Origin of the sequence: Metapseudomonas otitidis, from assembly GCF_011397855.1 — a bacterium.
Taxonomy (GTDB): Bacteria; Pseudomonadota; Gammaproteobacteria; order Pseudomonadales; family Pseudomonadaceae; genus Metapseudomonas; species Metapseudomonas otitidis.
In genome coordinates this window covers 2,527,506-2,542,892 of record NZ_AP022642.1, presented here as the reverse complement: position 1 = coordinate 2,542,892, position 15,387 = coordinate 2,527,506, and the positions used below count along the sequence as shown (strand labels likewise).

26 protein-coding genes and 1 tRNA gene are annotated in these 15,387 nt (G+C 63.2%); 23 read left to right on the top strand and 4 right to left on the bottom strand.

Features of this window, described 5'->3' with window-relative positions; translation table 11 throughout:
- Positions 1-24: 24 nt before the first annotated feature.
- Positions 25-276 carry a helix-turn-helix domain-containing protein gene (locus PotMrB4_RS11670; RefSeq protein WP_172433340.1) on the bottom strand — a complete coding sequence of 84 codons (252 nt, stop codon included), beginning with the start codon at positions 274-276 and terminating at the stop codon, positions 25-27.
- A gap of 116 nt (positions 277-392) precedes the next feature.
- Here PotMrB4_RS11670 and PotMrB4_RS11665 point away from each other — a divergent pair, with 116 nt between their 5' ends.
- Positions 393-1,226, top strand: coding sequence for a S24 family peptidase (locus PotMrB4_RS11665; protein ID WP_172433339.1), 834 nt, complete (start codon positions 393-395; stop codon positions 1,224-1,226).
- A 184-nt stretch (positions 1,227-1,410) separates the two neighbouring features.
- Entirely contained in the window at positions 1,411-2,415 is a 1,005-nt protein-coding gene (locus PotMrB4_RS11660) for a hypothetical protein (RefSeq protein ID WP_172433338.1), read from the top strand.
- A 41-nt stretch (positions 2,416-2,456) separates the two neighbouring features.
- Here PotMrB4_RS11660 and PotMrB4_RS11655 read toward each other — a convergent pair whose 3' ends face one another.
- The gene (locus tag PotMrB4_RS11655; RefSeq protein ID WP_172433337.1) at positions 2,457-2,675 is read right to left on the bottom strand and encodes a hypothetical protein; all 219 of its coding nucleotides are present in this window, start codon (positions 2,673-2,675) and stop codon (positions 2,457-2,459) included.
- Between the two features lie 103 nt (positions 2,676-2,778).
- Between PotMrB4_RS11655 and PotMrB4_RS11650 the strand changes: the two genes are divergently transcribed.
- Both PotMrB4_RS11650 and PotMrB4_RS11645 read left to right on the top strand, forming a co-directional pair.
- Positions 2,779-3,447, top strand: a complete 669-nt coding sequence (locus tag PotMrB4_RS11650; RefSeq protein WP_172433336.1) for an SOS response-associated peptidase — start codon at positions 2,779-2,781, stop codon at positions 3,445-3,447.
- A 65-nt stretch (positions 3,448-3,512) separates the two neighbouring features.
- A complete protein-coding gene (locus PotMrB4_RS11645; protein WP_172433335.1) occupies positions 3,513-4,037 on the top strand; it encodes a hypothetical protein in 525 nt (174 codons plus the stop codon).
- 1 nt (position 4,038) lies between these two features.
- On the opposite strand, the gene PotMrB4_RS11640 is transcribed toward PotMrB4_RS11645, so the two are convergent.
- Positions 4,039-4,353, bottom strand: a complete 315-nt coding sequence (locus tag PotMrB4_RS11640; RefSeq protein ID WP_172433334.1) for a DUF1654 domain-containing protein — start codon at positions 4,351-4,353, stop codon at positions 4,039-4,041.
- A 650-nt stretch (positions 4,354-5,003) separates the two neighbouring features.
- Here PotMrB4_RS11640 and PotMrB4_RS11635 point away from each other — a divergent pair.
- The 13 genes from PotMrB4_RS11635 to PotMrB4_RS11575 all read left to right on the top strand — a co-directional run bounded on the left by PotMrB4_RS11635 (position 5,004) and on the right by PotMrB4_RS11575 (position 11,832).
- Positions 5,004-5,555 carry a hypothetical protein gene (locus PotMrB4_RS11635; protein WP_172433333.1) on the top strand — a complete coding sequence of 184 codons (552 nt, stop codon included), beginning with the start codon at positions 5,004-5,006 and terminating at the stop codon, positions 5,553-5,555.
- Positions 5,556-5,642: 87 nt separating this feature from the next.
- Positions 5,643-5,819, top strand: coding sequence for a carbon storage regulator (locus PotMrB4_RS11630; protein ID WP_165676937.1), 177 nt, complete (start codon positions 5,643-5,645; stop codon positions 5,817-5,819).
- Between the two features lie 213 nt (positions 5,820-6,032).
- The gene (locus PotMrB4_RS11625) at positions 6,033-6,194 is read left to right on the top strand and encodes a hypothetical protein (protein WP_172433332.1); all 162 of its coding nucleotides are present in this window, start codon (positions 6,033-6,035) and stop codon (positions 6,192-6,194) included.
- 2 nt (positions 6,195-6,196) lie between these two features.
- Positions 6,197-6,604 (top strand): hypothetical protein, encoded by a 408-nt coding sequence (locus PotMrB4_RS11620; RefSeq protein WP_172433331.1) that lies wholly within the window; start codon positions 6,197-6,199, stop codon positions 6,602-6,604.
- Positions 6,564-6,878: a hypothetical protein gene (locus PotMrB4_RS11615; protein WP_172433330.1), complete on the top strand. Its 315-nt coding sequence runs from the start codon at positions 6,564-6,566 to the stop codon at positions 6,876-6,878. Before PotMrB4_RS11620 ends, PotMrB4_RS11615 begins: the two co-directional genes overlap by 41 nt.
- Positions 6,879-7,143: 265 nt before the next feature.
- Positions 7,144-7,350, top strand: coding sequence for a hypothetical protein (locus PotMrB4_RS11610; protein ID WP_172433329.1), 207 nt, complete (start codon positions 7,144-7,146; stop codon positions 7,348-7,350).
- An 18-nt stretch (positions 7,351-7,368) separates the two neighbouring features.
- Positions 7,369-8,391 (top strand): DNA cytosine methyltransferase, encoded by a 1,023-nt coding sequence (locus PotMrB4_RS11605; RefSeq protein WP_172433328.1) that lies wholly within the window; start codon positions 7,369-7,371, stop codon positions 8,389-8,391.
- A 55-nt stretch (positions 8,392-8,446) separates the two neighbouring features.
- On the top strand, positions 8,447-8,794 hold the full coding sequence (locus PotMrB4_RS11600) for a DUF4406 domain-containing protein (protein ID WP_172433327.1): 348 nt from the start codon (positions 8,447-8,449) through the stop codon (positions 8,792-8,794).
- A complete protein-coding gene (locus PotMrB4_RS11595; protein ID WP_172433326.1) occupies positions 8,787-9,404 on the top strand; it encodes an ASCH domain-containing protein in 618 nt (205 codons plus the stop codon). Before PotMrB4_RS11600 ends, PotMrB4_RS11595 begins: the two co-directional genes overlap by 8 nt.
- A complete protein-coding gene (locus PotMrB4_RS11590) occupies positions 9,401-9,733 on the top strand; it encodes a hypothetical protein (protein WP_172433325.1) in 333 nt (110 codons plus the stop codon). Before PotMrB4_RS11595 ends, PotMrB4_RS11590 begins: the two co-directional genes overlap by 4 nt.
- Positions 9,723-10,487: a hypothetical protein gene (locus tag PotMrB4_RS11585; RefSeq protein WP_172433324.1), complete on the top strand. Its 765-nt coding sequence runs from the start codon at positions 9,723-9,725 to the stop codon at positions 10,485-10,487. Before PotMrB4_RS11590 ends, PotMrB4_RS11585 begins: the two co-directional genes overlap by 11 nt.
- A gap of 51 nt (positions 10,488-10,538) precedes the next feature.
- The gene (locus tag PotMrB4_RS11580; RefSeq protein WP_069561062.1) at positions 10,539-10,781 is read left to right on the top strand and encodes a DUF4224 domain-containing protein; all 243 of its coding nucleotides are present in this window, start codon (positions 10,539-10,541) and stop codon (positions 10,779-10,781) included.
- A gap of 1 nt (position 10,782) precedes the next feature.
- Positions 10,783-11,832 carry a tyrosine-type recombinase/integrase gene (locus PotMrB4_RS11575; RefSeq protein ID WP_069561063.1) on the top strand — a complete coding sequence of 350 codons (1,050 nt, stop codon included), beginning with the start codon at positions 10,783-10,785 and terminating at the stop codon, positions 11,830-11,832.
- Positions 11,833-11,953: 121 nt separating this feature from the next.
- Here the strand turns inward: PotMrB4_RS11575 and PotMrB4_RS11570 are convergent.
- A tRNA-Ser gene (locus tag PotMrB4_RS11570) sits at positions 11,954-12,041 on the bottom strand.
- A gap of 131 nt (positions 12,042-12,172) precedes the next feature.
- Between PotMrB4_RS11570 and PotMrB4_RS11565 the strand changes: the two genes are divergently transcribed.
- From PotMrB4_RS11565 to PotMrB4_RS11540, 6 genes are all read left to right on the top strand, one after another.
- A complete protein-coding gene (locus PotMrB4_RS11565; protein WP_044406370.1) occupies positions 12,173-12,841 on the top strand; it encodes a Bax inhibitor-1/YccA family protein in 669 nt (222 codons plus the stop codon).
- Positions 12,842-12,944: 103 nt separating this feature from the next.
- A complete protein-coding gene (gene tusD / locus PotMrB4_RS11560) occupies positions 12,945-13,337 on the top strand; it encodes a sulfurtransferase complex subunit TusD (RefSeq protein ID WP_172433323.1) in 393 nt (130 codons plus the stop codon).
- Entirely contained in the window at positions 13,337-13,696 is a 360-nt protein-coding gene (gene tusC / locus PotMrB4_RS11555) for a sulfurtransferase complex subunit TusC (RefSeq protein WP_172433322.1), read from the top strand. The genes tusD and tusC overlap by 1 nt, the downstream gene beginning before the upstream one ends.
- Complete coding sequence (gene tusB, locus PotMrB4_RS11550) at positions 13,696-13,998, top strand: sulfurtransferase complex subunit TusB (protein ID WP_160481811.1); 303 nt, start codon at positions 13,696-13,698, stop codon at positions 13,996-13,998. The genes tusC and tusB overlap by 1 nt, the downstream gene beginning before the upstream one ends.
- Complete coding sequence (locus PotMrB4_RS11545) at positions 13,995-14,330, top strand: TusE/DsrC/DsvC family sulfur relay protein (RefSeq protein WP_069564794.1); 336 nt, start codon at positions 13,995-13,997, stop codon at positions 14,328-14,330. Before tusB ends, PotMrB4_RS11545 begins: the two co-directional genes overlap by 4 nt.
- Positions 14,327-15,322, top strand: coding sequence for a glycosyl transferase family protein (locus PotMrB4_RS11540; RefSeq protein ID WP_172433321.1), 996 nt, complete (start codon positions 14,327-14,329; stop codon positions 15,320-15,322). Before PotMrB4_RS11545 ends, PotMrB4_RS11540 begins: the two co-directional genes overlap by 4 nt.
- The last annotated feature ends 65 nt before the right edge of the window (positions 15,323-15,387 follow it).

The window sequence follows — 15,387 nt, the reverse complement described above, 5'->3', positions numbered from 1 at the left end:
TGACCCTATCGTGGAGCCATGGAATTACTGGTGCGATTCGATGGGTTGGGCCTGCAGGACTTTGCGGGCCAGCTCCAGCAGGTCAGGGCGAAGGCCGGCGATGGTGATCTCGCCCTTGGAGGCCTCTTGCAGGCGCTCAGCAAGATCAGCGGATGCCTTACGGTGGCCGCCGGCAAGCTGCCAGAGGTGGCCTACCGTAGTTCCGGCCTGCTTGGCGACCGACTCACGAACCTGCGCCGGCGCCTTCGCGAGCCAGTCGCGGAGATGGTCATTCATGAAGGGATTCCTCCTGTCTCAGATGGAGGAAATTTAGCCCAGAGCTAATTTATCAGCAAGGCATATTTAGCTGTGCGCACATTTAGCACAGCGCTAAAGGATGGCAACATCGCGAAATGGACATCTACGCAATCCGCAAGCAGAACCTCATCGCCCTCATCGGCGCCCGCCGCAAGAACGCGTGCGCGCAGAAGTGGGAGATGTCGGCCGCCCATCTCAGCCAGATCCTTTCCGACAAAACCGAGAAGAATCTCGGGGACGACGTGGCTCGCCGCATCGAAACCCTGGAAGGGCTTGAGCGGGGCTGGCTGGATCAGTTGCGGGACGTTTCGACCGCTCCCCTCGATGAAGGCCAGAGTTCGGCTACTCCGCAGTCAGCCGCCGATATCGTGCGGGCCATGCTCGAAACCAAGGCCGGCAAATCGATCTCGCCCGAGGCGCGCGAGCGCCTGCTGCTCGCCGCCGAGGAAACCCAGCCCACCAACGTCATCACCGGCGACTTCAACCGCGCCGGCCGCCTGGCCTCGGGCGATATCCTGATCCCCCAGTACGATGTCCGCGCCAGCATGGGCCACGGCCAGGTGCCGGCCGAGTACGTGGAGTTCATGCGCAACGTAGTCGTCTCTGGCGTGCAGCTCGAAAAGCTCGGCCTCGAGTACACCTCCCCCGCAAACCTCTCCATCATCACCGGGTGGGGCCAGTCCATGGAGGGGACGATCAACGACCGCGACCCGCTCATCGTCGACCGCGGCGTGACCGAATTCACCGGGGACGGCATCTACCTGCTTACCTGGGACGGGATGCTCTACATCAAGCGCCTGCAGAAGGCAGACGCCGAGCACTTCGACATGATCTCCGACAACCCCAAGCACAAGGACCGGGTGGTCCCTGTGGAGGCGGTCACCATCCATGCCAGAGTGTTGTATGTCTGGCGGGGCATGAAGGCCTAGCCATTATCCCGAGCCACAAGGAGGTGGTAGTGAAAATCTACGCGTTGCCCATGCGCAGAAAAGCCAGGGACTTTGCCCGTTTCCAAGGGGCGGTGGGCGTCTTCGCGCCAGATGGCAAGCCAAACTTTTTAATATAAAAAACGCCTGATACTAAACTCAAAAAGTTTCAAGAAAGGGGAGCGCCGTGTCACAAGATATTGTAATTAGAAGTGAAGATGATGCCTTCGCCGTTATCCAAGAATTTCTCAACGGCAGCCCCCTTAAAGGCAAAATAGAATTAGATGGATGGCCTAAGCTAAGAGTAAGATTGGTTGGGGAAAAATTCGACCAAACGATAACTCCGACTGTAATGAAGTCCTTCCTTGAGCTTCAAGGATTGGTTTACAAATCTTACGCACTTTCTCAATACGGAAGCGAAGATGTTAGACGTCTTTCGAAAGAAGAAAGGGATGAACTAGAAATACAAGTCAAAGTCGACGAAGGATCATCAATATTCGAGGTTGACTTTCAAGAACTATTAATGAAATTCGCAGAAAAGGCAGGTGATAAAATGAGCCCTGAACTCATGGTTGCCACTGTACTCGGCCTTGGGGTCTTATGGGTTGGAAAGACCATGTACTCCGAGTACATAGCATCTCGCAAAGAAATTCGCCTTGCAGAAGTAAAAAAAGAACAACAGAGAGAAACACTTCAAGCAATTCAAGAAATGTCAAAAGAAGAGTCTAAGCGACATGAAACCCTTGTCCGCTTAATGACCAAACAGCCCGTTCTGGTAGATGTAGCACAACAAGCATACGACGCAAAAACAGGTATGCTGAAAGGATTTTCTTCTGCTGAGTCGGCAACGGTGGGCGACATTACAATCAGTGGCGAAGCAGCTCAAGAAATAACAACGAACGCAAGAAGACAAGCTCTTGAAAAGCGACTTGACGGGTACTACAGAATTTTAAAAGTTGACTCCTCAAACCCAGAGGAATTCAAAGTTAGAGTACGCAGAAACAAGGGCTCAACTGAGTTTGATGCCATTCTGCAAGATGACTTCCTCGACGCCACTAGGAAAGAAATCTTGCAGTATGCAGAGTGGGAGAGAACCACTGTCTACTTAAACGTAAACGCAAAAATTCTTGACGACAAAATAAGACAGGCAACGATTATTGATGTACTTAGGTCTGAGCCTCCAGCTGAGTAGCATGACGGCCCCGCCCTGCGCGGGGCTCTTTCATTCCGGCCCTACACCTCATCCGGCTCCGCCTCCGCATCTTCAGCGTCCACGTTCTCCCAGTAGGCCCAGGCCGCCTGCTCTGCTGCTGACTGCAGCCTGAACAGCAGGTCCTGGTTGCGTACGTCGCCCATATCCGGGTTGGCTGCCATCAGGTCGGCCACTTCCTTCCAGGCTGCCGCAGCCGCCTTGGCCAGGCGCTGGTGGCGCTCGTTGCTGGTCTCGTTCATCTCGGCCTCCGCTGGGGGTGGTTTCCGGTAGACCTGAGCACAGGCCGCACGTTCACGCGGGGCGCTGGTCTACCCTTCCAGCACCTGCCAGAGGGAGCGCGCCATGTGCGGCCGAGTCGTCCAGGCCATGAGCTGGGCCGAGATCCACCATCTACTGAACATCCACAGTGAGCCGCCGGCCCAGGCGGAGCCTCGCTACAACATCGCGCCCACCACCCAGGTGCATATGGTGCTGCCGCTCGAGACGAGTGGGCGGCTGGCGCCTGTGCGCTGGGGGTGGCGGCCGCACTGGGCGCAGGACCGCGCAGCGCCGATCAACGCCCGGGCCGAGACGGTGTCCACAAGCCGCTTCTTCCGCGCCATCTGGCCGCACCGAATGCTGTGCCCTATCTCGGGCTGGTATGAGTGGGTGGACGAGGGTGAGAAGCGGAAACAGCCCTATTTCATACGGCGCAAGGACGGCACCCCTTCCCTCTGCGCCTCGATCGGCCAGGTGCACGAGGAGCCGCAGGACACAGACGGCTTCGTGATCATCACCGCCGATGCCCTGGGCGGCATGGTGGACGTGCACGACCGCCGGCCCGTGGCGTTCGCCCCGGAGCTGGCCCGGGAGTGGCTTGACCCGGCCACGCCCCGGGAGCGCGCCGAGCAGATGTTGCAGCACGGCGAGGGGCCGGAGGCATTCGAGTGGTACCGCGTCGACCGCGCCGTGGGCAACGTGCGCAACCAGGGCCCTCATCTGGTCGAGCACCTACCCTCGCCTCTCATCTGAGGCATCTGGCGAGCCCCGGGGCCCTGGCGGCATACTGGATATCCATCCAGCAACCTTCCCAATCCATGGTCGACTTTGCCCGCTTCGTTCATTCCAAGATCCTCTGCACCTGGTGCGCCGCCTACCAGGACCAGATGGCATGGATCTACACGCCGTTCGAGCACTACGCCTTCTTGCGCGATAGCCTCAACATGCTCCACCAGGCGGGGCAGCTCTCCCTGGAGCTGCGCAACGAGCTGACGCTGGCCGCCTGGGCGTCATTCCAGTTCGCCTGCCAGCGAGCGGAGCTGTCGGAGACCTGCTACCAGTACCGCTACCTCTACGACCTGGTGGACGGAGAAACGAAGGTCGGCGAGGTCGACACGGAAAGCCGCTTCAAGCTCTACGGGCCGGCGCCCTGCAGCGGACTGATCAGCCCCCGGTACCAGCATGAAGGGGAATGGGAGTTGCGGGGCTATGTGGAGTACGTGGCCACGGTGTTCGGCGTCGTTCGCGGCCTTGAGGTTGAACTGGCAGACGGCCGGCGCCTGCACATGAGGCGCGCCACGCCCGCCCACCTGATCACCCGGTGGGCGGACCGGCGCCAGTAGATCAGAACGCGGCGGGTTCCTCGTCCAGCGACACCAGGTCGTCGCCCTCCTCCACACGGGCATCCCCGTCGCTCTCCAGCGCCCAGCGCAGCGTCACCGTGCCGTCGTCGTTGAACGTCATGTCGATACCCGGCTCCTCGGCCAGCAGCTCCATCACCCCATCCCACGCCTCGTCCGTATCCGTGTCCAGCCGGTGAATCGTCACGCAGCGCTCCAGCTGCGACTTGGGCGCGTTGATCATCGCCGAAACCCTCAGGCCCAGCCGCTCCAGGCTGGTGAGTTCGCGGCGTTCGGGTTGGCTCTTCTTCTTGGTCATGGGCTTCTCCTTGCTGGATATCCATACAGTACTAGCTGATTGCTAAACGCATCAATAGGCCACTAGTCGCATGTGCAAAGAAAAAATTTAGCTCGGAGCTATTGCCAAAGATTTAGCCCGCGGCTAAATTTAGCTCACGCCAGCAGAACACCGCAGGCGAGGCCGCAGCGAGCCAAGGCCTTGCTCCAGCAGAACGGGTACAGGGGTCGCCTCACCCCAGGTGCGCAGCGTCGAGCACCGCAGAAACGAGTGATCACGGCATGCAGAGCGCGGTGATCTGTCGGGACCTCAGGTCCCCCGAACAAACATCCGCCCAGCCGGAGGTGGCGTGTAACACCGGCAGCAACCGACCACCAGGGCCGCAAGGCCCTGGCTGCATCGGTGGGTGATCTGACGCGAGCACGAGCCGGCGCCGGCAAGGTGCTCAGTGAAGGGCAACGCTGTCTCCAGGTCCCGTAACGCGCAAGTCGCAGCACAAGAGACGCAGCAGATCACCCAACCCATGCAGCCACCCCACGGCCGCCCCGTGGGCGGAGGGTCGCTTTTCGAAGTCACTCACCAACCAGCGGAGGGCGGCGATGTAAGATCCGCCCTCGGGCGCCTGCACGGCGCTTACGGACGACACCTGCACCGCCCAGGAGGGAACGACGATGGGGCTCCAGATCAAAGCGTTCGAGCGGCTCACGCGGCTGGAAGTGGCGTTCGACGAGGAAGACGACCCCGTGGACCCGAAGACGGGCGAACGCCTGGTCTACAGCCTGTGTGCCTTCGTGACGATGCCTGACAGGGCAGAAGGCTTGGAGGACCAAGGGTTCTACAAGGCCGAGAACTCCATGCGCTTCTCGGCGGGCAGCTACGGCGGCTACCACTACTGGCGTGATGCGCTGGCCCGGATGGTGGGCTATGCGCCGGCGCCGATTGAGACCATCCCCGCCGATGAGGTGAGGTTCCCTTACTACCACGGGGCGATTGCGGCCAGGTCTGGCCCGTTCTTCGAGCTGATCCACTTCAGCGACTGCCACGGGACCATCGGCCCCGTGGTCAGCGTCAAGCTGGCCCGCGACTTTGCCGAGTGGGAAGAGCGTGCGCGGCAGTATGAGGCGGCCAATGCGAACCTGGCCGGGTTCTTCTTCAGCCAGTACCAATTGTGGAACAAGGCGTTTCAGATGGCCGCCAATGGCGGCGCCGTGGACTTCCGCTGACGACTCCGCCCCGGCCTGCAGGCGCAGCCCTGTAGGACGCCCCCGCCCAGGCTATGGTCGGACCCTCACCAACCAGGGAGGGCCCCCATGAAGATCATCACCCGCACGCCCGGCGAGGCCATCAGGATCAACGACGACATCACCATCGTGGTACTGCCGCGCCAGGAAGCCGGGGGCGTTCAGTTCGGCATCATCGCGCCGCGCTCGGTGAAGGTGGTTCGTCAGGAGCTGCTGAATCGTCAGCCGCGCGTAAAGCGCGCGTAGCCCACTTCCGGGCCCGCCGTCCGAGCGGTCCCAACCCTGCCGGCAGGACGCCGGCACAGCGCCAGGGATTGCACCACCTCGCACGACCGACTCGCCCCGCTCACACCGGGGCTTTTTTTCGCCTCCAGTCGACAGCACTCACCCCGCGCCCATCGGCAGCCAGCGGGATGGATGAGTGCTGTCGAGTGCAGGCCAACCAATACGGAGAACGCCATGAACAGCCAGCGCAACCACCAGGTGGAAGAGTTCGCCGCCAAGACCCTCACCGATGCACTCACCCTCGCCGCCCGCCGCGGGTACGGCCAGACCGCACCGATCTTCACCCAGGTGTGCGGCCCCCTGGCGGTGGTGCGCTTCGCTCGCAAGGGTGCGTAGCCATGCTGTCCATGGCCGGGTTCAGCAGCCACGAGCAGCAGCGCCAGACCCTGGGCTGCGCTGCTGAGCTGGACGCCGACAAGTACCCAAGGCGCTACGCCGCCGCCCAGGCCCGCACGAAGAAACAGCGGACCACCAACAGCCCGACCCAGCAGGAGCGCTACCGCGCAGAGCGGGAGCAGTTGCTGCCCCAGCTGCGGGCGCTGGCGCCCCACTACTACATCACCGAGGTGGCCCGGCGGATGGGCGTCTGCCGCAAACGGCTCGGCCGCCTCGCCGAGGAACACGGCATCCAGTTCGCCAGCCGCCATGGCTTCACGAAGCAGGCACTGAGCGAGCTGGTGGCCCAGCACCAGGAGAAGCACGCGGATGGCAATGACATCGCAGCAGCGGTCAGCGAAAGCGGCTGAGCGCCGGCGTCAGCGGGGTGAGGAAGAACTGCGCCACCGGGTCCGGCCGGGCATCAAGGCGAAGCTGGCGGACCTCATGGCCTGGCACGGCATCGAGGAGATATCCGAGGCGGTGCAGCTGATGACGCTCAACCTGCACGCCCTCGGGCCGGAGGGATCGGCCCACGCCTTCGCCGTGCCGCGCCACGAAATCACGATATCGGAGAACGTGGCGCACAAGCTCCGCGCGACCGGCGCAGCAGAGGCTGAAAGGCTCGACCAGGAAGAGAGCTAGCCCCAAGCAACCAATACCCCACACCACCACACCGCACCAGCGGCGCGACCTCGTGCGCCCGGGAGAAACCCATGCAACCAGTCCTCTATGCCGGCCTGCGCAATCCGGGCCGCGACAAAGCAATCGCCGATGCCATGGCCAGCATGCCCACGACCGAGGTGTGCGAGCAGTTCAGCATCAACCCCAGCACGGCGCGTAAAGCCGCCAAGCGGGTTGCCGACCTCTGCATCTTCGAGCTTCGCCTCACAGGGGGGGGGGTAAGGACATGCCGATCTGCACGGTCGCCGCGAAGTCCTTCAGGCGTGCAGCCCTGGGCGCCTATCGGCACTTCTGCGGCACCTTCCGGAACCTGGAGCTGCCGCAGTGGCGTGTAACCGACGGGACCAACTCCATCTCGATCATCGATCTGCATGACCTCGATACGGGCGCTGCATCCGTTACCGAGGACGACGATAAACCCGACTCTGACTGACGTACGAAGGAGGGCGCTGTGGCGGCCTACTACAACGAGCACGACGCCTATGCAGCCCAGTGGCTCAGGAACCTCATCGCAGCCGGCCACATAGCGCCAGGCGACGTCGACGAACGATCAATTGAGGATGTGCACCCCAATGACCTCAAGCCCTACACTCAGTGCCACTTCTTTGCCGGCATCGGCGTCTGGTCTCTCGCCCTTCGCCGTGCAGGCTGGCCAGATGATCGACCTGTTTGGACCGGTTCCTGTCCGTGCCAACCTTTCTCCGCGGCAGGCCAAGGCGCTGGATTTGATGACCCACGCCACCTCTGGCCGTCGTTCTATTGGCTTATTCAAGAGCGCCGCCCTCCAGTCGTCTTTGGAGAGCAGGTTGCAAGCAAGGACGCTGAGCCTTGGATCGACCTTGTACAAGCTGACGTGGAAGCCATGGGCTACGCCTTCGGGGCCATCCCGTTCCCGTCTGCGAGCGTCGGTGCTCCGCACATCAGGGACCGCCTATTTTGGGTGGCCGACGCCAACAGCCGCATTAGCAGACAAGGGTGTTCGCATGCTGGAAGGCGGACTGGTCGAAGCAATGAGAAATCATGGTCCAGATCTGGCGGCGGCGGCGTGCTTAGCAACGTGGCCAACGCCAACGGCGAACGCCAAGGATCAGGTGGAAACGGAGCGCGGCCTGGAATCGCTTGGGGGCAAAGCGCTGCTGGCCGGCTGGCCGACTCCGAACGCCGGGACACCGCAGAGCTTGCGAGGCAACGGCCAGGACCCGGAGCTGCGCCTGGCGCAGGGACACCAGGTCAACTTAAAGGATGCTGTTCGATACCTGATCCACGACCAGCCGGCCCGGTTAACGGCCTCTGGGCAGATGCTGATTGGCTCTTCTGCCGGGATGGAAAGTGGCGGCCAGTTGAACCCGGCACATTCCCGCTGGCTCATGGGGCTACCGCCCGAGTGGGACGACTGCGCGCCTACGGAAACGCCATCAATGCTGAAGCGGCGACGCAGTTCATAGCCGCCTATCTCGAAGCAACAGCCCAGTAACACCGATCCCCTACCCCATCACCTGACTCTGCGCACTGCGCCGGAGGGATTCCCCATGCGCCGCATCTACCTCGCCGGCCCCATGACCGGGCTGCCCCAACTCAATTTCCCCGCGTTCCACGCCGAAGCCGCCCGCCTCCGCGCCCTGGGCTACGACGTGGTCAACCCGGCCGAGCTCAACCCCAACCCCAACACCAGCTGGCAGACCTGCATGCGGGTCGATATCCGCGAGCTGGTGACCTGCGATGCGGTGGCCATGCTGCCGGGCTGGACAAGCTCCCACGGCGCCACCCTGGAACACGCCTGCGCGGTGCAGTGCGGAATGGAGGTGGTCCTGGCCTCCAATATCCTGAGCCCGCGCCAGGAACTGGGCGCCGAGCGTGCGGAGGTGTGCCATGCGTGAGCGTCCGATCCTGTTCGCCGGCCCCATGGTTCGCGCCATCCTCAGCGGCGAGAAAACCGTCACGCGGCGCGTGATGAAGCCGCAGCCCGACTTCCTTGGCTCAATGGTCGACCCAAATACGCCATTCAAGACGCTTGGTGCCGGCTTGCACGCTCGCATCTCCTGCCCTTACGGCGAGCCAGGCGACCGGCTGTGGGTGCGGGAAACTTTCGCCACGTTGAGTGCTGGTCAGTACGAGCCGGTGAAGCCTGCGCATGGGTATGGGCAAGAGGTACGTTTTGCCGCGACTGACCCCCTTGCCGACTGTGATGTCGGGGTCCGCGGATACCCATGGCGCCCCTCGATCCACATGCCCCGCTGGGCCTCCCGCATCCTGCTGGAGATCACCGCAGTTCGTGTCGAGCACCTGCAGGACATCAGCGACGAGCAGTGCGTTGCCGAGGGTATCGGCGTGACCAAGCACGCCGTGGGCGTGAAGCTCACCAGCCCGCACGACGAATCGGTCCCGAGAGCCATGTTCAGAGAGTTGTGGCAGTCCATCAACGGCGCCGGCAGCTGGGACGCCAACCCCTGGGTCTGGGTCGTCGAGTTCCGGAGGATTGCCGCATGAAGGTCGGAGCAACCCAAGTCAAGAAGCTGGCGATCGTCACGGAAGACCAGGACGGCCTTTTCCTAGAGGTGGTCGACGCCAGCGAGTTCGACGCCGGCGGACTGCTTCCGCTGGGCACCGAGCTGTGCCGCCTGGCTGACGCAGTGCTCCTGCGCGACCAGGCCGTGGCGCTGGCCAAGGAGAATCAGGAGCTGAGGGAGCGGCTGCAACTGGGCTCAAGGCGGGTGCGCGGCTTCAGCGCCGAGCGAAGCAACGCCACCGGCATGATCGCCCAATGGTTGCGGGCCTACGGCGTCAGACCGATGGAGGAACCACCGAATGGCCCGTGAACGCCCAACCATCGGCAGCGAAGCCGAGCTGTGCGCGGCCTTCATCGCCGAATTCAACGCCCTGCCCGGATGGGTCTGCTACCCGGAGACAGCCGGCTTCGACGTGCTGGTGGTGCATGAAACCGGCTGGCAAATCGGTGTGGAAGCCAAGCTGAAGCTGAACGCGAAGGTGGCCGACCAGATCCTGCCCGGCGACTGGGAAAGCCGGTACGGCTCGCCCGGGCCGGATCACCGCCTGGTGATCGTCGCCGACATCACCGAGGCAAGCCTGGGTATCCAGCGCCTGCTTGAGATGTGCGGCATAGCGGTGCTGAGGCCGAACATACAGCGGGCCATCACCCTGGAAGACGGCGAGCGCATGCGGATCAGCTTCGACATCCGGTATTGGCTGCAGTACGGGACGGCCTGGCGGAATCGCCTGTTCGACTGGAACCCCTGCGAGCGCTGCCAGGTGCCGATTGTGGTGCCCGACGTGCCGGCCGGCGTGCCCAGCCCGCTCCGGCTGACGCCCTGGAAGGAGGCCGCCCTGCAGGTGCTGATCCAGTTGCGCCAGCAAGGCTACATCACCACCAAGCAGATCGCCGAGGCAGGCATCAGCCCCACGGCCTGGACGCGCGGCGGCACCTCCTGGCTGGACAAGGGCACCAAGCCCGGCCAGTGGGTGGAGACCGACCGGCTACCCGCCTTCGACAAGCAGCACCCCGAGGCCTACCAGGCCCTGCTGGAGCGCCAGCAAAAAGCCGCTTCAGCCTGACCCCCTACCCCCATAGCAACCTGCCGGCCACGCCGGCGGGGAGGACCTCCCATGGAAAGCGAAATCCTGTCCGACGAAGAGTTGGCCGAGATTACCGGCTACAAGGCCCGCGGCTGGCAGCGCCGCTGGCTTCGAGAACGCCACTGGCATTTCGTCGAGAGCCGTGGCGGACGCCCCCTGGTGGGGCGCCAGTACGCGCGCATGAAGCTCGGTCTGGTCCAGGTCGTCAATGGACTGCAGCCGCCGCCCCTGCCGACTCCCGCCTGGACTCCCGACTTCACACGGATGAATTGAAATGCGCCCCCGCAACAGAGAGAACCGCAAGCTGCCGCCGAACCTCTATGTCCGGCGGCGCAAGCGGAAGAATGGAGACGTCTGGGTCGCCTACTACTACCGCGGCTCAGACGGCAAAGACGTGTTTCTCGGCAACGACCTGGACATGGCCCGCATCAAGTGGGCCGAGTTCGAGGCCACCGAGAAGCCCAAGGATCTACGCATCATGGGCGCGATCTTCGATCGCTACCTCCGGGACATCGTGCCGAAGAAGGCGCCCCGCACGCAGGAGGACAACAAGAAGGAGATCAAGCAGCTCCGGATCGTATTCGATGAGGCTCCGATCGACGCGCTGACCCCGGCGATGATCGCCCAGTACCGAGACGGCCGATCGGCAAAAGTCCGCGCCAACAGGGAGATCGCGACGCTTTCGCATGTGTTCAACATCGCCCGGGAATGGGGGCTCACGACGAAGGAGAACCCCTGCCGCGGGGTGCGTAAGAACAGGGAGAAGCCTCGCGACTACTACGCCAAGGACGCGGTGTGGGATGCGGTGTATGCCAGGGCTGTTCCCGAGCTTCGGGACGCAATGGACCTTGCCTATCTCACCGGACAGCGCCCGGCAGACGTCATCATGATGCGGAAAACCGACATCGACGGCGACTACTTCGAGGTCAAGCAAGGGAAGACGGGCCACAAGGTGCGCGTGTTGATGAAGATCGATGGGGTGCTGACAAGTCTGGGCGTGCTGGTGGCCCGCATCCTGGCGCGCAATGAAGGCTTCGGCAGCCCGTACCTGATCCTCAGCGACAGAGGGCGACACGTCAGCCCGAGCATGCTGCGGGACCGGTGGGAGGCAGCACGGGAGGCCGCTCAGAAAGCCGCGATCGAGGCCGGTGACCCGGAGCTGGGGGCGCTGATCCGTGAATTCCAGTTCAAGGACATCAGGCCGAAGGCTGCGACCGAAATCAACGACCTGAAGGAGGCCAGCCGCCTCCTGGGACACACTGAGGAGGAGATCACGAAGACCGTCTACGTCAGGCGAGGAGCGATCGCGAAGCCGGCAAAATAGCGGTGAGTTTTGGGACTGCACCCCGTTTATTCTGGGACTCGCACTGATTCTCACGGCCTGCCGGCGGGTGTCAGCCGGTGCCAGAAAATGAAAAAGCCCTGATAAATCAGGGCTTTGAATATGGCGGAAGCGGTGAGATTCGAACTCACGGATAGTTTCCCATCGGCGGTTTTCAAGACCGCTGCCTTCAACCACTCGGCCACACTTCCGCAATTGCGGGCGGCAATAGTACCCGAACGCAACACGCTGTCAAACTCTGTCACGTGGGACGTTCGTGCGCTCTGTTATCATTTCGCCCGACTGCGGTCACGGACCTTACAAACTTGCAGGAGTCATGCAAATGAGCGATCACGATTACGCAATCAGCCAGGCGCAGGCCGGCGACCTCGAAGTCAGCCGGGTGCTGCGCAACACCTATGGCCTTCTGGCGCTGACCCTGGCCTTCAGCGGCCTGGTCGCCTACGTCGCGCAGCAGATGCGCGTCGGCTACCCGAGCATCTTCGTGGTGCTGCTGGGCTTCTACGGTCTGTTCTTCCTGACCGTGAAACTGCGCAATTCCGCCTGGGGCCTGCTGTCCACCTTCGCCCTGACCGGCTTCATGGGCTACACCCTCGGCCCCATCCTCAACCGCTACCTGGGCATGCCCAACGGCGGTGAAGTGGTAGCCTCGGCGTTCGCCATGACGGCGCTGGTGTTCTTCGGCCTGTCGGCCTATGTGCTGACCACCCGCAAGGACATGAGCTTCCTGGGCGGTTTCATCACCGCTGGGTTCTTCGTCCTGATCGGCGCCATGCTGGCCAGCTTCTTCTTCGACATCAGCGGCCTGCAACTGGCGATCAGCGCTGGCTTCGTGGTGTTCTCCTCGGTCTGCATCCTGTTCCAGACCAGTGCGATCATCCACGGCGGCGAGCGCAACTACATCATGGCGACCATCAGCCTGTACGTGTCGATCTACAACCTGTTCGTCAGCCTGCTGCAGATCTTCGGTGTGATGAGCGGCGACGACTGAACCCGCAGCCTCAAGGAAAGCCCGCTTCGGCGGGCTTTTTCTTGCCTGCAAAACGACGGCCCAAGCCTTATCATGGCGCCCTGCATTCAAGACGATCTGCTCCATGAAATTCGCCATCGCCCTCTTCTCCCCGCCCCACTCGCCAGCCTCTCGCCGGGCGCTGCGCTTCACCGAAGCCGTGCTCGCGGCCGGCCATGAAGTGGTGCGGCTGTTCTTCTACCAAGACGGCGTGCACAGCGCCTCGGCCAACGTCGTCGCACCGCAGGATGAAACCGATACGGCGCAGGAATGGCAGGCACTGGTCGCAGCTCATCAACTGGACGGCGTGGTGTGCATCGCCGCTGCGTTGCGCCGGGGCGTGCTGAATGCCGAGGAGGCGGCGCGATACGGCCGAGAGGCGGCCAATCTGGCGGGTGGATGGACACTTTCCGGCCTCGGGCAGTTGCACGAAGCCGCTCAACTGGCAGACCGGCTGGTCTGCTTCGGGGGGGACTGATGGCCAAGTCCATGCTCATCATCAGCCGTCGCGCGCCGGGCTCGGGCCCCAGCGCCCGCGAGGCGCTGGATATCGCGCTGGCCGGCGGTGCCTTCGATCTGCCGCTGACCATGCTGTTCATGGATGACGGCGTCTTCCAGCTGACGCCTGACCAAGCTCCCCACCATATTCAGCAGAAAGACCTCAGCGCCAACCTGCAGGCCTTGCCACTGTTCGGGATCGAGGATCTTTTCGCCTGCGCCTACAGCCTGCAGGAACGCGGGCTGGATGCCTCGTACCTGGCCCTGCCTGCCCAGCCACTGAATGACGAGGCGCTGCGTGCCCTCATAGCACGCCATGACCTGGTGGTGACCCTCTGATGAGTACGCTGCATATCCTTTCCCACTCACCGTTCGGCGACAGCCGCTTTGCCAGTTGCCTGCGCGTGCTCGGACCGGGCGATGCTCTGTTGCTGACAGGAGAAGCGGTCCAGGCCCTGCGCCAGGGCTCCGCTCCCAGACTGAAGTTGGACCAGCTCCCTGCCCAGGTGGCGCTGTTCGCCCTGGAGGAAGACATCCTGGCCCGTGCCCTGACCGACCTCCCCAGCCATTGCACCGCCTTGGACTACCCGCGCTTCGTGGCGCTGTGCCTGGACTACGACAAGGTGAACAGCTGGTTATGAACACCCTGGAGCATGACGGCCGCAGCCTTGCACTGGACAAGGACGGCTACCTGGAAAACCTCTCCGACTGGAGCCCGGCCGTCGCCGAAGCGCTGGCCCGCAGGGAGGAACTGGTACTGACACCAGCCCATTGGGAAATCCTCGAGCTGTTGCGTGCCTTCTACGACGAGTTCCAGCTGTCACCGGCCAATCGCCCGCTGATCAAGTACGTCGCTCAGAAGCTGGGCCCGGAAAAGGGCAACAGCCTGCACCTCAATCACCTCTTCAAGGGCGCTCCTGCCAAGCTTGCCGCCAAGCTCGCCGGCCTGCCCCGACCGACGAATTGCCTATGACGCCCGCAACCCCGACCGAACACCCGTTCGCCCAGTTCGTCCGCATCCTCGGCAAAGGCAAACGCGGCGCCCGTGGCCTGACCCGTGAAGAAGCTCGCGATGCCATGGGCATGCTGCTGGACGGCGAAGTGGAAGAGGCCCAGCTCGGCGCCTTCCTGATGCTGCTGCGGCACAAGGAGGAAAGCGCCGAAGAGCTGGCGGGTTTCACCGAAGCCTTCCGTGCACGCAATGACGCCCCTCGCCTGCCAATCGACCTGGATTGGCCCAGCTATGCGGGCAAGAAGCGCCATCACCCCTGGTTCCTGCTGGCGGCGAAGGCCCTGGCCCAGGGTGGGTACCGCATCCTGCTGCACGGTGGCGGCCTGCACACGGCGGGACGGGTCTATACGGAACAGTACCTGGAGTGCCTGGGCATTCCCGACTGCGCAGACTGGTCGGCTGTCGAAGCCGCACTGGTCCGTCACAACATCGCCTTCATTTCCCTGGGGGCCTGGGCGCCGCGCCTGCAACGGATGATCGACCTGCGCAACGTGCTCGGGCTGCGCTCGCCCATCCACTCACTCGCACGCGTGCTGAACCCGCTCCAGGCCCGCTGCGGCCTGCAGAGCATCTTCCACCCGGGCTACCAGGCCGTGCATCGCGAGGCGAGCCGCCTGCTGGGCGACACCTCGGTGGTGATCAAGGGCGAAGGCGGCGAGATCGAGGTCAACCCTGACAGCGCCTGCACCCTGTTCGGTACCCGCGATGGCGAGGTATGGGACGAGGAATGGCCGGCGCTGTCCGCACTGCGCCATGTGAAGCCTGAGCGCCTGGCCGTCGACCAACTGCTGGGCCTATGGCACGGAAGCCGGGACGACAGCTACGGCCAGTTGGCTGTCACGGCCACCATGGCGCTCGCCCTGCGCGGCCTGGGCCACGACCGGGACACAGCATTTGCCGAGGCCGAGCGGCTGTGGGCACAGCGCAATCCATCGATACCGTCGATAACCTGAACCTGGATTCTTCATCCCTCTGCCCGCCTCATCGCCTCTAGACTGGCGCCTCGCATTTCAACGAG

What these genes read in the sequence shown, in the direction of transcription:
- PotMrB4_RS11670 (WP_172433340.1), bottom strand. Translation starts at nt 276, where the DNA reads ATGAATGACCATCTCCGCGACTGGCTCGCGAAGGCGCCGGCGCAGGTT.
- PotMrB4_RS11665 (WP_172433339.1), top strand. Translation starts at nt 393, where the DNA reads ATGGACATCTACGCAATCCGCAAGCAGAACCTCATCGCCCTCATCGGC.
- PotMrB4_RS11655 (WP_172433337.1), bottom strand. Translation starts at nt 2,675, where the DNA reads ATGAACGAGACCAGCAACGAGCGCCACCAGCGCCTGGCCAAGGCGGCT.
- PotMrB4_RS11650 (WP_172433336.1), top strand. Translation starts at nt 2,779, where the DNA reads ATGTGCGGCCGAGTCGTCCAGGCCATGAGCTGGGCCGAGATCCACCAT.
- PotMrB4_RS11645 (WP_172433335.1), top strand. Translation starts at nt 3,513, where the DNA reads ATGGTCGACTTTGCCCGCTTCGTTCATTCCAAGATCCTCTGCACCTGG.
- PotMrB4_RS11640 (WP_172433334.1), bottom strand. Translation starts at nt 4,353, where the DNA reads ATGACCAAGAAGAAGAGCCAACCCGAACGCCGCGAACTCACCAGCCTG.
- PotMrB4_RS11635 (WP_172433333.1), top strand. Translation starts at nt 5,004, where the DNA reads ATGGGGCTCCAGATCAAAGCGTTCGAGCGGCTCACGCGGCTGGAAGTG.
- PotMrB4_RS11630 (WP_165676937.1), top strand. Translation starts at nt 5,643, where the DNA reads ATGAAGATCATCACCCGCACGCCCGGCGAGGCCATCAGGATCAACGAC.
- PotMrB4_RS11625 (WP_172433332.1), top strand. Translation starts at nt 6,033, where the DNA reads ATGAACAGCCAGCGCAACCACCAGGTGGAAGAGTTCGCCGCCAAGACC.
- PotMrB4_RS11620 (WP_172433331.1), top strand. Translation starts at nt 6,197, where the DNA reads ATGCTGTCCATGGCCGGGTTCAGCAGCCACGAGCAGCAGCGCCAGACC.
- PotMrB4_RS11615 (WP_172433330.1), top strand. Translation starts at nt 6,564, where the DNA reads ATGGCAATGACATCGCAGCAGCGGTCAGCGAAAGCGGCTGAGCGCCGG.
- PotMrB4_RS11610 (WP_172433329.1), top strand. Translation starts at nt 7,144, where the DNA reads ATGCCGATCTGCACGGTCGCCGCGAAGTCCTTCAGGCGTGCAGCCCTG.
- PotMrB4_RS11600 (WP_172433327.1), top strand. Translation starts at nt 8,447, where the DNA reads ATGCGCCGCATCTACCTCGCCGGCCCCATGACCGGGCTGCCCCAACTC.
- PotMrB4_RS11595 (WP_172433326.1), top strand. Translation starts at nt 8,787, where the DNA reads ATGCGTGAGCGTCCGATCCTGTTCGCCGGCCCCATGGTTCGCGCCATC.
- PotMrB4_RS11590 (WP_172433325.1), top strand. Translation starts at nt 9,401, where the DNA reads ATGAAGGTCGGAGCAACCCAAGTCAAGAAGCTGGCGATCGTCACGGAA.
- PotMrB4_RS11585 (WP_172433324.1), top strand. Translation starts at nt 9,723, where the DNA reads ATGGCCCGTGAACGCCCAACCATCGGCAGCGAAGCCGAGCTGTGCGCG.
- PotMrB4_RS11580 (WP_069561062.1), top strand. Translation starts at nt 10,539, where the DNA reads ATGGAAAGCGAAATCCTGTCCGACGAAGAGTTGGCCGAGATTACCGGC.
- PotMrB4_RS11575 (WP_069561063.1), top strand. Translation starts at nt 10,783, where the DNA reads ATGCGCCCCCGCAACAGAGAGAACCGCAAGCTGCCGCCGAACCTCTAT.
- PotMrB4_RS11565 (WP_044406370.1), top strand. Translation starts at nt 12,173, where the DNA reads ATGAGCGATCACGATTACGCAATCAGCCAGGCGCAGGCCGGCGACCTC.
- tusD (WP_172433323.1), top strand. Translation starts at nt 12,945, where the DNA reads ATGAAATTCGCCATCGCCCTCTTCTCCCCGCCCCACTCGCCAGCCTCT.
- tusC (WP_172433322.1), top strand. Translation starts at nt 13,337, where the DNA reads ATGGCCAAGTCCATGCTCATCATCAGCCGTCGCGCGCCGGGCTCGGGC.
- tusB (WP_160481811.1), top strand. Translation starts at nt 13,696, where the DNA reads ATGAGTACGCTGCATATCCTTTCCCACTCACCGTTCGGCGACAGCCGC.
- PotMrB4_RS11545 (WP_069564794.1), top strand. Translation starts at nt 13,995, where the DNA reads ATGAACACCCTGGAGCATGACGGCCGCAGCCTTGCACTGGACAAGGAC.
- PotMrB4_RS11540 (WP_172433321.1), top strand. Translation starts at nt 14,327, where the DNA reads ATGACGCCCGCAACCCCGACCGAACACCCGTTCGCCCAGTTCGTCCGC.